Annotated in this window: 12 protein-coding genes and 1 pseudogene; 5 read left to right on the top strand and 8 right to left on the bottom strand. The window is 53.8% G+C overall.

Translation table 11 applies throughout. The features are described from left to right. Window positions 1-8: 8 nt before the first annotated feature. From PG1C_RS03720 to PG1C_RS03710, 3 genes are all read right to left on the bottom strand, one after another. Complete coding sequence (locus PG1C_RS03720) at window positions 9-1058, bottom strand: ketopantoate reductase family protein (protein WP_202636072.1); 1050 nt, start codon at window positions 1056-1058, stop codon at window positions 9-11. Next, the gene (locus PG1C_RS03715) at window positions 1039-2001 is read right to left on the bottom strand and encodes a dihydrodipicolinate synthase family protein (RefSeq protein WP_202636071.1); all 963 of its coding nucleotides are present in this window, start codon (window positions 1999-2001) and stop codon (window positions 1039-1041) included. Before PG1C_RS03715 ends, PG1C_RS03720 begins: the two co-directional genes overlap by 20 nt. 127 nt (window positions 2002-2128) lie before the next feature. Then, window positions 2129-3580: an NAD-dependent succinate-semialdehyde dehydrogenase gene (locus PG1C_RS03710; RefSeq protein WP_202636070.1), complete on the bottom strand. Its 1452-nt coding sequence runs from the start codon at window positions 3578-3580 to the stop codon at window positions 2129-2131. 223 nt (window positions 3581-3803) lie between these two features. Between PG1C_RS03710 and PG1C_RS03705 the strand changes: the two genes are divergently transcribed. Next, complete coding sequence (locus tag PG1C_RS03705) at window positions 3804-4487, top strand: Bax inhibitor-1/YccA family protein (RefSeq protein ID WP_284431835.1); 684 nt, start codon at window positions 3804-3806, stop codon at window positions 4485-4487. An 85-nt stretch (window positions 4488-4572) separates the two neighbouring features. On the opposite strand, the gene PG1C_RS03700 is transcribed toward PG1C_RS03705, so the two are convergent. Then, on the bottom strand, window positions 4573-5742 hold the full coding sequence (locus PG1C_RS03700; protein ID WP_202634501.1) for an IS4 family transposase: 1170 nt from the start codon (window positions 5740-5742) through the stop codon (window positions 4573-4575). A 192-nt stretch (window positions 5743-5934) separates the two neighbouring features. Next, window positions 5935-7233 (bottom strand): 23S rRNA (uracil(1939)-C(5))-methyltransferase RlmD, encoded by a 1299-nt coding sequence (gene rlmD / locus PG1C_RS03695; protein ID WP_202636068.1) that lies wholly within the window; start codon window positions 7231-7233, stop codon window positions 5935-5937. Between the two features lie 37 nt (window positions 7234-7270). On the opposite strand from rlmD, the gene PG1C_RS03690 reads away from it, so the two are divergent. The 3 genes from PG1C_RS03690 to PG1C_RS03680 all read left to right on the top strand — a co-directional run bounded on the left by PG1C_RS03690 (window position 7271) and on the right by PG1C_RS03680 (window position 9379). Then, the gene (locus tag PG1C_RS03690) at window positions 7271-8419 is read left to right on the top strand and encodes a cupin domain-containing protein (RefSeq protein WP_202636067.1); all 1149 of its coding nucleotides are present in this window, start codon (window positions 7271-7273) and stop codon (window positions 8417-8419) included. Continuing rightward, window positions 8416-8919 carry a DUF7931 domain-containing protein gene (locus PG1C_RS03685; RefSeq protein ID WP_202636066.1) on the top strand — a complete coding sequence of 168 codons (504 nt, stop codon included), beginning with the start codon at window positions 8416-8418 and terminating at the stop codon, window positions 8917-8919. Before PG1C_RS03690 ends, PG1C_RS03685 begins: the two co-directional genes overlap by 4 nt. A gap of 178 nt (window positions 8920-9097) precedes the next feature. Beyond that, complete coding sequence (locus tag PG1C_RS03680; RefSeq protein WP_202636065.1) at window positions 9098-9379, top strand: hypothetical protein; 282 nt, start codon at window positions 9098-9100, stop codon at window positions 9377-9379. Window positions 9380-9511: 132 nt separating this feature from the next. Here PG1C_RS03680 and bamC read toward each other — a convergent pair whose 3' ends face one another. The 3 genes and pseudogenes from bamC to PG1C_RS03665 form a co-directional block, all read right to left on the bottom strand. Beyond that, entirely contained in the window at window positions 9512-10654 is a 1143-nt protein-coding gene (gene bamC, locus PG1C_RS03675) for an outer membrane protein assembly factor BamC (RefSeq protein ID WP_202636064.1), read from the bottom strand. 17 nt (window positions 10655-10671) lie between these two features. After that, window positions 10672-11569 (bottom strand): annotated as a pseudogene (gene dapA / locus PG1C_RS03670) (4-hydroxy-tetrahydrodipicolinate synthase). A gap of 104 nt (window positions 11570-11673) precedes the next feature. Then, window positions 11674-12552: a histone deacetylase family protein gene (locus PG1C_RS03665; RefSeq protein WP_202636063.1), complete on the bottom strand. Its 879-nt coding sequence runs from the start codon at window positions 12550-12552 to the stop codon at window positions 11674-11676. Window positions 12553-12695: 143 nt separating this feature from the next. Between PG1C_RS03665 and PG1C_RS03660 the strand changes: the two genes are divergently transcribed. Then, window positions 12696-13649 (top strand): AAA family ATPase, encoded by a 954-nt coding sequence (locus PG1C_RS03660; RefSeq protein ID WP_202636062.1) that lies wholly within the window; start codon window positions 12696-12698, stop codon window positions 13647-13649. Window positions 13650-13653: the final 4 nt, after the last annotated feature.

Raw genomic sequence — 13653 nt, 5'->3', positions numbered from 1 at the left:
TTTCTCTGCTATTTAGCGTAGGCATCCAGCACGCTAAGTATCCGATCAATCGCCACGAGCGTCGGCACTTGCACACCAAATTCATTCGCCTTGGCAATTATCGGCTTAAGTATCCATTCAGCTTCTGTCTTGCGCTTGTTAAGCACATCATCATGCATGGAGGTACGGCTGCGAATACCTTTCTGCTGTAACTGCTGAGCCATGGTTATCAATGAATTGCAGGCCTCGTCAAAATCCTTCGCCTCGTAGATATCCTTTAATCGTGACAACGGTGCATAAAAATTTTGTGGCGTATATCCCATCCGGATATAAACAGAAAGAATCTCCTGCGCAATAGTCACATAGTGCTCAGCACCTGCACGAAGAACAGCCCCTTCATTAAAGGTCAGATCATGATTTGCTGCCAACGCGCTCACAGAAAATGCTGAGGCATTGCAGATTTGACAAAGCTTCTCCCAGAGTACCTGCTTGATGCAAGTGACCGCTTTGGAGGGCAACCCCGCTTTATTCATTGCCTCAACAATTTTTTCAGCACGTGCACTCACCGTGCCATCAAGCTCACCTGCATAAAAAGTCGTTGTCGCCGTAATGTGATTTAGCACTACGCCAGGCTCTTCCAGGGTTCCGCCCTCAATAATTGAAACACCGAGCACTTTCGCCTCGCCTGCCCATTCAGCAAGCAGCTTTTCTTTGACGATATTGTTTTGCAAAGAAACAACTGTCGCGCAGCGATCTTTCAGGCGAATTGCATCATTAAGTGCTTGTGCCGTGTCTTTAGACTTGACAGCGAGGATGAAGTAATCAAACTCACCCATGGCTTGATCCGGATGAGTCACCGCGGTCAGGTGTTCCTTGACCAGGTGTTCTCCACGACGCTGCCCATGTATCCGCAAACCATTTCGTCCGATAGCCTCTGCATGAGAAGGGCGCGCAATCAGGGTGACATCAACGCCTGCCTGAGCAAGATATCCACCAACGACAGAACCAAGCCCTCCCCCACCTAGAATACATATTCTCATTACGCGCCCCCTGATCTGATTAAGCGACGCCGAGTTCACGCAGTTTTGCTGCGACCTGCTCGAACCGTTCCCTGCTGGGGCTACGCACTGGAGGAATAACCGGGCCGGCTTTTAGGCCAATGGCTTCATACCAGGCTTTAAGCGTTCCGAGTGCGCCGGCGTAGGTAGCCGTGGCAGCGATGGTCCAGAGAAACTCTTCTTCATAATAGGTGCGCACACCCTCAAGCCCGAGCCATGCCTTGCGCGCGTCTTCATGTTTCCCTTCAGCAGAAAGGCGCATGTAGTCTTTTACCAAATGCCGTTTCTTGCCATACAGCATGTAGGAGAGCTCGCCCCACAGGACTTGCCCGCCAACGCGCTGTTCATCAAGGAACCAGTATTCAGAAGGCTCCATGACTATGAAGTCAGGCCGCATCAAGCGACGAAGACGCAGTGTAACGGCACGATTGAGCTCGCCCTGCTTGGCACCAATGATGGTGTCAATATCAGCCAGCCGGTTCATCAGGTCTACGCCAAGAACCTTGCCCGAAACGGGCGTGCGGTACAGACAAACGGCCAGATCAGAGCGGTCGGTGACATATTTGAACCAGTCAAAAATTTCGTCGTCCGTACGTAACTGGATCACCGGATTGATCACCTCAGCACCGTTGTAGCCAAGCGTTTCGACAAACTTCATTTTCTCAACGGCAACACTTACTTCCGGATCGAGAATAATGGTCCATAAATCCATCCGCCCTTTGACGGCATCAGCAACTACTTCGTGGTAGCGATTCCACTCCGCAGGTTTGACATTCCAGCACTCCGAAATAAAGCCACCAACCACCAAACCATCAATACCCATGTCCACATATTTTTCAATGTTTTCTCGCAGGCCAGCCTCGTCAAATTTAAAATCCGGCGTGACTGGCGACAAAGGACACATATAAAGCCCGCGTACTTTATTAAGCGCCCACTGTTTTGCTTCTTTGCGTGTAAATTCCATGACGACTCTCCTCAGTTAAAAAAACTTCGGCCTCATTGGCCGAAGAATAAGTAAACTACAAAAAACACAAATTACACCGCCGCCAACAGCGCGGCTTATTGCCGATAATTATCGATTACAGCCAAAATCAAATACCAACCGGCGATGTTTTTACATCAACAAACTCGAACAAACCTTCAATTCCCCCTTCGCGCCCATAGCCCGACTGCTTCATGCCGCCAAAAGGTGCCTCTGGCGTTGGGCCAGTTCCCGTATTCCAGGCGATATGCTGAAAATGCAAGCCCTCGACAAAACGTTGAGCACGTGCGGCATCTTGGGTAAATAGGTAAGAAGCCAAGCCATACTCAGTGTCGTTAGCCTTCGTCAGCGCATCACTTTCATCATCAAATTCAGCGATAGGCACCAAAGGCCCAAAGGTTTCCTCATTCCAGCAAGCCATCGTGCGATTAATGCCTGAAATAACTGTTGGCGGGAAAAAGCCGCCCCATTCTTTATCTAGCGGGGGCGGCACCGCACCTGCCACCAGCAGCGCTCCTTTCTCCAAGGCATCAGTCAGATGATGGCGTACTTTTTCATATCCGGCACGATCAACCAGCGGCCCAATGTCAGTTGCATCATCCAGGCCATTCCCTATGCGCAAGGCATTGACCCGGATTGCCAGCCGCTCGGAAAATTCAGCGGCGATGCAGCGTTCGACAAGTATGCGGTTGGCGCAAACACAGGTCTGTCCATTGCCACGGAATTTATTCGCCATGAGCTGATCAACCACCTTATCCAGATCAGCATCGGCAAAAACAATGTAGGGTGCATTCCCCCCTAATTCGAGCGCAACGCGTTTCACCTGCGCTGCGCTCTTGACAATAAGTTCCTTGCCCACTTCGGTTGAACCAGTAAAGCTAATCACGGCAACGTCAGAATGCGCCAGCAACGCATCGGCAATGGCTCCCGCCGAACCCGGCACGAGATTGGCCCAACCCGCAGGCAATTGCACCTCTCGCTCTAGCAACGCGAACAAGGCAATCATCGTCAGTGGTGTTTTAGAGGCTGGCTTGATGATACTTGCGCATCCAGCAGCCAGTGCGGCTGAAAGCTTCTTTGCAATCATGCCGATGGGAAAGTTCCACGGCACGATGAGACCAACCACGCCCGCTGGCCGGTAAAGCACCCGCCACTCGCAACCGCGCGGACGCTCTTCCAGAACCCTTGACTTAAGATGATCAATGTTCGATGCGCAATAAGTGAAAAATCCTGCTGCGTAATCAACTTCAGCCTTGCCTTCTCGCCAGGGTTTGCCGTGCTCAAGGCAAAGAATACGGCCAATCTCATCACGGTTCTTGATAAGTGCTGCAGCAATACTTTCGAGCCATTCACGACGTTGCGCAATCGCCGGGATATGCACCATCGCGCGGCTGGCGGCACTGATCGCTCGCAGGGTCTCATCGCTCCCCATACGCGCCACTTGAGCGAGTACATCGCCCGTAGCAGGATTTATAACCGGAAAGGTTTGACCTCTGTCGGCCGCACACCAATGGCCATCGATATAACCACCGGCCATGGGGATAAGGGGTGAAGCAATCATAAGGAGCCTTGACGAAAAAATGCCACAATAGGACTAAGATGCAGGGACTAAGATGCAGGGACTAAGATGCAGTGCGTAAGCAAGGCGCAAGAAAAACCCCACTTCTTGCCTCTGCGCAAGAGGTTTTACTTTATCATTTATGCGCACTAAATGAACCATTCTTGTATTTAGATATCGAATATACGGTATTACCACCTGAAAGGAAACGTACTCTATGGAAAACATGAACACCTACACACAAACCCTGGCGCAAACGAGTGCTGAAAACCAGCATCGTGTACTCCGCAATACCTATGCGCTACTTGCGCTATCCATGGTGCCCACCGTACTCGGCGCACTTGTTGGCGTGCAAATGAAATTTGCTCTCTTTGCTGGCAGCCCCTTCATCAGCTTTATGGTTTTTCTTGGCATTGCCTTCGGCTTCATGTGGGGAATTGAGCGCACCAAAAATAGTGGCATGGGCGTGGCTTTATTACTTGGCTTCACCTTCTTCATGGGCTTGATGCTGTCACGCATGCTGCAAGTGGCTCTGGGCTTTTCCAACGGGGGCAGCTTGATCGCCATGGCCGCTGGTGGCACGGGCGCGATTTTCTTTTCTTTGGCGGGCGTCGCTTCGACAAGCAAGCGTGATTTTTCAAACCTTGGCAAGTTTTTGTTCGTTGGCGTTGTTCTGTTGCTGGTGGCAATGGTTGCCAACATGTTCTTTCAGATTCCCGCCTTGGCACTAACGATCTCTACCATCGCCGTCGTGCTTTTTTCTGCTTACATTTTGTATGACATCAACCGCATTATCCAAGGCGGCGAAACCAACTACATCAGTGCAACCTTGGCGGTTTATCTTGACATCTACAACGTGTTTGTAAGCTTACTGAACCTGTTGATGGCCTTGAGCGGTAACCGCGACTAAAAAGTCGGCGCTGGTGACGCGGTAGATACAGTCACTGTCACAACAATCGATATTTGATACATAGTACAAAGTCACTAGTGTCCGGTTAAAAATCAAATAGAATCATTTGGTTATTGGGTAATGGCGCAATGACTCCAGTAGTGTCTGGCTGCAAGGCGCATGAAATATGGGTTTTCTCGAAAATCGAGACCGACAATATCTGTAACAAAGTGTAGAGCGAGGCATTGAGATGGAGCTCTTTCTTGACGATAGCGATCAGCACGTAGGTGGAAACGGCGCACCAGATTTGCGTCTTCACCGCGTTCTCGCTGGTTCCCAGAAAGCGCTTGATGCGCAGGTGTTGCTTGATCCATTTGAAGAACAGCTCTACCTGCCAGCGGCTCTTGTACAGCGCGGCAATGGTCAACGGCGGCAACGTTGTGTTGTTGGTCAGAAACACCAACGTTTTGCCCGAATCGGGGTCTTTGAATCGGATGCGCCGCAAATGCTCTGGGTAGTCCTTGGACACGTAAAACCCGTTGAGCCGAATCGCCTGATCGCAGATCACACCGGTGCTTCGGTCGGTCTTGGTCGAGTAAACCCGATGGGCATCCATGCCGCGTTTGGCGCGGGTCACAAAGAACGCGCCGGCCTGATGTATCTTGAAGAGCCGGTCGAAGTCCACGTAACCCCGATCCATCACGTAAAACGCACCCGCTTCGATGGGCAAGATGTCGAGCACTTTGACATCGCCCATCTTGCCATCGCTGATGTGGATGAAGGCCGGGATCGCCCCGCGCAAGTCCAGCAGCGTGTGCATCTTCACCGCCGCCTTGGTGCTGCGAAACGGAGCCCAATCGAACAGGCTCAAACACAAGTCGATGGTGGTCGAGTCCAGCGCGTAGACCGTCGCATCGAGTTCCAGTCCCGTTGGTTCTGCGGCGTAGAGGTTCCTGGCTCGCACGATCAAGCGCATCGCAAGCGCGTGATAAATGTGCCAGTCCCGCTGATTCAGCGCATCCGAGAGAGTCGATCGTGCGGGTATGCTGCTCAAACCCATGTGAAACAGCTTGGATTGATTGGATGCCAGGCAGACCTCGATGTCGCGCAAAGACTCGCGCCACGTCAATTGCGAGAATGCCATCACGCGAAACAGGTCGGCGCAACCCAAAGTGCGCACACCCGCATCGCCGCCATGACGGTCGATGATGCGCCCGAAGGTCTTCCACGGCACATACTCCATGACTTGCGCAAACAGCGTCTTGCCCACGTTCATACGTCACCCCAAGCTCTCCAAACCCGGAATGATCGCAAATGCGCAAGATGAAATTCAAATCGTGGACACCCATGAATCGCTTGAAACCCTTATCATTGTTGGCGTTGCCGTCGGTACGTCTCAATTTAACCGGACACTAGTGGTACAAAGTACAAAGTAAAAAGCGACCCTGCCGGGTCGCTTTTTTCGCTGCTATCGCTCAAACACGGCAATCGATTCGACGTGAGAAGTATGCGGAAACATGCTGGCAATGCCCGCTCCACGCAGGGCATACCCTTTTTCATGCACCAGCACGGCGGCATCGCGTGCCAGAGTTGCCGGGCTGCAAGAAACATACACAATGCGCCGTGGCCTGTCTCCTGCCGGTAGTGCGTTGACCAAGGCAAACGCGCCCTCTCGTGGTGGATCAATCAAGAGTTTGTCCACCCGGCCCAGCGCGGTAAAACCAGCCTCAGTGGCTTCGAATAAGTTGGCCACAGCAAACGTGCACTGCGCTGACAAACCATTCAACGCGGCATTTTCTTCGGCACGTTGCACCAACGCCGAGCTGCCCTCGATCCCCAATGCTGTCGCGCCCAAACGCGCGATCGGTAAAGTGAAGTTTCCCAAACCACAAAAAAGATCCACAATCCGCTCGCCTTTTTGCGGTGCCAGTAACGCCATGGCACGGCGCACCAGCATACGGTTAACACCATCATTTACCTGCGTAAATTCTGTCGGCCAGAAACGAAACTCAAGGCTATAGTCGGGCAAGGCGTAGGTCAGTAGCGGCGTATGCTCGGGGTAAAACAACCTGACCGTTTCCGGCCCCTTGGATTGCAAGTACCAGACCACGCCCTGCGCGTCGGCAAAGCACCGCAACTGATCCTCATCTGCAGCACTGAGCGGCGAAAGATGCCGCAGCAACAACGCGGTTTGCACGTCTCCAATGGCCACTTCTATCTGCGGCAAATGCTCTGGCGCAGACATCTCCGCCATCAGCCGCTTCAATTCAGGGATCAGCGCCGACACAGCCGGCGGCAACACCGCGCAGGAATCCATGACTACAACGTGACTGCTGTGCTTTTCACGGAAACCAACCAGCGCGCCCCCCTTTTTCGATACCCACCGTGCCGAGAATCGCGCCCGATGGCGATAACCCCAAGCGCCCCCGGCAACAGGTGGATAAATCTGCTCTGGCTTAAGGCGCGCGATATGCCAGAACGCGTCTTCCAGCACGCGTTGCTTGGCGGCCGTTTGAGCGGCAATATTCAAGTGCTGCAGAGCGCACCCGCCACAAACGCCAAAGTGCGGACAAGCCGGTGTCACCCGTTGACTCGACGCACGTATCACCTTCGTGACAGTCGCCTGCTCATAACTCGGCTTGCGCCGATAACTTGAAAACTCGACCCTTTCCCCCGGCAGCGCGCCCTCTATAAAAATGACTTTACCTTCCACATGGGCAATGCCTCGCCCTTCGTTGTCGAGGGATTCAATAGCGACGATTGTCATGATGCGATCTGGGAAAAGCGGCGATTATAATCGGCCGATGATGCCTGAATTATCTACTCTACTCGGCAGTTTGACGCCTGAACGCTTTCTTGCCGAATACTGGCAAAAAAAACCTTTGCTGGTGCGCGGTGCCGTACCGGAAATAGCCCGACTCATCAGCCGCGATGATCTCTTCCATCTAGCGACAGACGAAGATATTGAATCTCGCCTGATTACTCGCGCTGATGGCTGGCAAATGCATCACGGGCCGTTTTCATTGCGGCAACTCAAACGCGCCGCGCCCCCCTGGACTGTGCTGGTACAAAACGTCAACCTCGCCCATGCTGCGGGTGACGCGCTATTGCGGCGCTTTGATTTCATCCCCTATGCCCGGCTGGATGACTTGATGGTGAGCTATGCCACCGATGCTGGCGGCGTCGGCCCGCATTTTGATAACTATGATGTCTTCCTGATTCAAGGGATGGGAAGTCGGCGCTGGCACATCGGTAAACAAAAAGATAAAACCCTGATCGACGACTTGCCCATTCGCATCATCAAGAATTTTCATCCTACCCAGGAATGGCTCCTAGGCCCAGGTGACATGCTTTATCTTCCCCCACAATGGGCGCACGATGGCGTTGCCGTCGGTGAATGCATGACTTTTTCTGTTGGCTTTCGTGCACCCACAGCACAGGAATTAGGCGAGCAGTTTCTCTCCTTCTTGCAAGAGCGGCTTACCTTGCCCGGCCGTTACAGTGACCCGGACTTGAAAAAACCTCGGCATGCCGCTGAAATTGGCGCAGCCATGATTGATCAAGTTGCAGCAATACTGTCAACGATTCGCTGGAACCGCACCACGGTGCGAGATTTTTTGGGTGCATCACTCACTGAACCTAAAGCCAGCGTATTTTTTGACCCGCCATCACACCCGCTGACCATCACACGGTTCGCCGCTGCCACAAAGCGCAAGGGCGTTGTCCTCGCACCCGCCAGCCAATTGCTGTTTTCGGGAAACCAGTTTTATCTCAATGGAGAAGACTGGAAAATTCCTGCTCACGTGAAGCCCCTCATACGTGAACTTGCCAACCGCCGCACCCTGCAAATAGCGCGGCCAAGCGGTGTAGCGCTTGCCCAACATGCACTTGATGATGCCATCGGCCTGCTGTATGAAGCCTATTGCGATGGATTTCTCTGGCCAGCATCATGACAGCACCCTCTAGCCAATACGCCCTACTAACGGGCGAAAGCGAATACCGCGCTGCGATAGACACAGTGCTCGATAGCGCCGCGAGCACCATTGCCATCTTTGATCGCGACCTGGCTACACTCCGTTTGGAAGAACCTCAGCGCTTAGCCAAACTAGGCAACTTTCTGCACGCTCAGCACCCGAGTGAGCGCACGAAAAAATTACGCATCGTGATCCACCAAACCCATTTGCTGGATAGCCATATGCCACGACTGATGAACCTCTTCACCCGCTATGCGCATGCAGTTGATGTGCGCCAAAGCCCCGACAATCTGCGCCAGCTTGCCGATACGCATCTGTTAGCTGACGGCTGCCATGGCGTGCGCCGATTCCATATTGACCACGTTCGATGCGCTTTGATACGTGAAGACCCAACCGCCATCCAACCATGGCAACAGCGGTTTGAAGAACTCTGGCAGCTATCCCATCCCTGCCTGAGAATAAAAACAACCGGTTTGTAGTTGAAACCCAGGAACAGAACCATTGTCACAAATAAAAAACATCATGTTAGAATCCGCATCCGATTGAGTTGAATTATGTATTTATTCGCCTCGGTCGAAACCAATTGGCCTATTAATCCCTAACGTTAAGGAAATAAACATATGAAACAATCCCTATTGATTGCTGCCTTGCTGGCTCTTGCCATCTCTGGTTGCGCTAAAAAAGAAGAAGCTGCTCCTGCTCCTGCTGCTGAAGCTCCCGCTGCCGCTGCCGCCGCCGCTCCTGCTGCTGCTGAAGCTGCTGCTCCCGCTGCCGCTGCTGCCGCCGCTCCTGCTGCTGCTGACGCTGCTGCTCCCGCCGCTGCTGCCGCCGCCGCTCCTGCTGCTGCCGCTGACGCTGCGAAGAAGTAATTTTTCTTCTTCACCAATAAAAAAGCCAGCCTTCGGGCTGGCTTTTTTATTGGCTCACGACAAAGAATGACAATAAATAAAAATAAAGACTCAAATTGAATGAACGCCATTCTGAACGCCATTCAAGAAAGAAAAAAGCACTGGCGGACGAAAATCGCCTTATCCTTACTATTGAAGCGGGGGGCGACGTTATCGCTACGCTTTATTTCAATTGCTCGTGTAACAAACCAATAATCCGTTTCGATATGGCCGAATTATCCACACCACCTTCACGAGTCAGCACATGAACAATGTTGGTGTCACCTTCTTTTTTGACTTGAATACGATATTGCGCAGCCTGAACCGGTTTATCCTTATCCGCCTCACGCCCTTTCCAGAACATCATCTTGGAAAAAAAGCCCGGGTCTTCCTTTTTCTTGTTATCAGCTTCCGGATCGACATAACGAACATAGTAGAGCCCTTGCGAACGATCGCGATCTTCTACGGTAAAACCGATACGGTCCAGCGCTAGCCCTACTCGCCGCCAGGCGCGATCAAACGGCTCTTCGAGCACCAGGGCCCCGCTACCATCGGCAGCACGCGAAAGCTTGGCGCGCTCGGGTGCTTGCTCAGCAGAAATAAGTGTCTTGGCACGCGCTTCTTGCGCGCCCAAACGTACCATCAGTCGGCGCAACATTTCAGCTTCCAGCTCAGGGTCTGCAGGGCGAGGCTGCCAACGGGTTTCCGTCTTTCCCTCGGAAACATAAACTTCAGCCATACCGCGATGACTGATATAAATCTCGGTGGTATCCGGTTCAGTACCTTTTTCCAGACGGGTACGAAACTTATCGCGTTCAGCGGTTGAATAAACGTCATCGAACACTTTGCCCAGCGTGCTACGAATAAAATCCTGTGGCAACTTGGCCCGGTTCTCAGCCCAGTCTGTCTCCATAATACCCGCCTCGGGCAATTCAACATTGATGAGCAAGCCCATCTCCTGCCAGAACTCCTTCACAACAGGCCAGAGTTTTTCCGGGCTACCGGAGACCACCAGCCAACGTTGAGTACCCGCCCGCTCGATACGCATCTTGTCCACCTGCGGCAACACGTCAGTAGAAGGCTCGGCACGCGTCTCGCCACGTTCATTGGCATACGCTGAATAGGTCGCGGGGCCTTTGCTACCGGCCACATCAGGCACCACATAGCGCTCATCACGGCTAGGCTGCGTCAGATCGGGAGGAATCTCCAGCGAAGGCAATTTTGCCTTGCCAGCAGATTTGTATTCGATCTTTTTGGTTTCGATCAGCGGGCCGCTACAGCCAGCCATCACACTAACCAGCAGCAACAAGAGTGAGAGACGTTTCATGAGTAGTTAAATCCAGATTAAATGACGATATCCGCTGCACGCAAGGCAGCACGCACACGCTCACAAGATGCTGCAGTGAGCGGCAGAAGGGGCAACCGCAAGGCGCCATCGATCAAACCCATTTGCTGTAGCGCCCACTTGGTCGGCGATGGGCTGGGCTCAATAAACAGATCACGATGCAAATCCAGCAACTGAAAATTTAACGCGCGCGCTGTAGACAAATCGCCCGCCTGTGCTGCTCGGCACATGGCGTGCATTAACCGTGGAGCAACGTTGGCGGTCACAGAAATGGTACCCGCCCCCCCCCAGCAGCATCAACGCTAACGCTGTCGCATCATCACCGCTATAAACAGCGAAACCCTGGGGCACGCGGCGCAACAAATCCGACCCGCGCTCGATATCCCCCGTCGCATCCTTAATACCGACAATGCCTGGCACCTGCGCTAAGCGAAGCGCCGTTTCGTTCGACAAATCTGCCACGGTGCGGCCAGGCACGTTATAAACAATCATGGGCAACGCCACCGCCTCGGCAATCGCCTTGAAATGCTGAAACAGACCTTCCTGCGTTGGCTTGTTGTAATAAGGCACCACAGAAAGATGGGCATCTGCACCGGCTTGCCGTGCAAACTGTGCCAGCTCAATCGCTTCGCGGGTAGCGTTCGCGCCGGTTCCCGCAATGACCGGAATCCGCCCGGCCACATGCTGCACCGTGGTTTCAATCAACAGGCAATGTTCGGCAAAATCAACCGTCGGCGATTCGCCCGTCGTGCCCACCACCACAATGCCGTCAGAACCTTCAGCGATATGCCAGTCGAGCAACCGCCGCAGGGCAGGCACATCCAGCGAACCATCCGCTTGCATGGGGGTAATGATGGCGGGAATTGACCCTTGAATAGCAGCTTGTGTTGTCTTCATAAAAATAAGCAATGTAAGCAATGCACCAAAAAGCCGATTCTAACCGATGGCCACGCTTGACTATGGCCATTCATCTCCATTGAAACATCCATTTACACTTCGATTTACACATCGGCCAGCACGCGAAGATGGGCTGCCACACTGCGCCCCAAAGCTGAGAGCGCGTAGCCACCTTCCAGCATCGACACAATCCGCCCGTGGGCTGTTTTCGCCGCCACGTGTTTGATCTGCGTCGTAACCCACGCGTAGTCGTCCTCAACCAAGCCCAGCGAGGCCATGTCGTCCTCACGATGCGCATCAAAGCCTGCCGAGATGAAAATCATTTCCGGCTGAAAATCATGCAGTCGGGGTAACCAGATATCAGTAACTGCCTGACGGAAGCCTTCCCCCCGCGTGCCGGCAGCCAAGGGCACGTTGCACATGTTGGTGGCTGGATGCTCTGTGCCGCTGTAGGGATAAAACGGATGCTGAAACGTGCCCGCCATCAACACGTTTTCATCATTCGAGAAAACCGCTTCGGTGCCATTGCCATGATGCACGTCAAAATCGACGATCGCCACCCGCGATAGCGGCCAAACGGCGAGGGCATGACGCGCGGCGACAGCAATGTTGTTAAAAAAACAAAAGCCCATCGCCTGACGCGGGCCAGCATGATGTCCCGGGGGGCGCACGGCACAAAATGCGTTGTCCACTTCCCCGCGCATGATGCGATCCGTCGCATCACACCCCGCGCCCGCGGCGCGCAGCGCAGCATGCCACGTGCCGGGCGACATCGCAGTATCCGGGTCGAGATGCACAATGCCCTGCACCGGGCTGTTTGCCTGCACGTACTCAATGTAATCCGCCGGATGCACGCGTTGCAATTGAGTCATGCTGGCCAGTGGCGCATCGTGAAACGCCAAGCACCCATCCAGCCCGGTGGCAGTCAGCTGATCACGAATGGCATCAAGCCGCGCCGGACATTCGGGGTGCTGTGCACCCATGTCATGCAGCTTACAATCGCGGTGGGAAATGAAAGCGGTCGTCATAAAAAGATAGGTGGCCTGATGACTTACAATCGAAACAATAAGTTCCCGTTATTATTGCCTATCCCACGCCTTATCCCACTCATTCCCTCCCGCACCTCATGCAACCCAGCGAACGTCATTTGCTTTTAACCCAGCTACTGGCTGACATTAACCGCATTATTCTTGGTAAAAAAGAACCCGTCCGCATGGCGTTGGCCTGTTTGCTCGCTGGCGGTCACTTGCTGATTGAAGACTTGCCCGGAGTGGGTAAAACAACGCTGGCGCATGTGCTGGCGCGAGTGTTGGGGCTCGATCTGCAACGCATCCAGTTCACCAGTGACATGCTGCCCGCCGACATTATTGGCGTCTCGGTGTTTGATCGGGCCAGTGGGGCATTTCATTTTCACCCCGGGCCGATTTTCACGCAGATGGTGCTGGCCGATGAGCTCAACCGTGCCACGCCCAAAGCACAAAGCGCACTGCTCGAAGCCATGGAAGAACGGCAAGTCACCATCGAAGGGGCAACGCGCGCGTTGCCTGCGCCTTTTTTTGTCATTGCCACACAAAACCCGGCGTTTCAAATCGGCACCTTTCCCCTGCCTGAGTCACAACTCGATCGTTTCCTGCTCAAGATTGAACTGGGTTATCCCGATGCCGCCGCTGAGCGTGAACTCCTGGCGGGAGCGGACCGCCGCCAGATGGTAGCCGAACTCACCCCGCGCCTTTTGCCGCCCCAATTGCTCGAATTACAGCAACAAACGCGCAGCGTGTACGCCTCGCCTGCGCTGATTGACTACATTCAGGCGCTGGCCACCTTCACGCGCAGCTCGCCGTTATGGGTAGCGGGTTTATCCCCGCGCGCAGGCCTCGCGCTACTCGCCGTTGCCCGTGCCTGGGCGCTGCTGGATGGCCGCGACCACGTGCTGCCGGAAGACGTGCAAGCGGTGCTCCCTGGCGTCGTGGCGCATCGACTTCGCTTGCACGATGACACGCGAAAAGTTCCCGCAGGGACGCATAGCGCTGGCGCTGGTGACACGGCGAACCGGCTCATCGAGGCCGTGCCCCTGCCCTGATACA

The sequence above is a fragment of the Rugosibacter aromaticivorans genome, assembly GCF_000934545.1.
Taxonomy (GTDB): domain Bacteria; phylum Pseudomonadota; class Gammaproteobacteria; order Burkholderiales; family Rhodocyclaceae; genus Rugosibacter; species Rugosibacter aromaticivorans.
The sequence above is the reverse complement of the archived record's forward strand: the minus strand, read 5'-3'. Positions and strand labels throughout refer to the sequence as shown.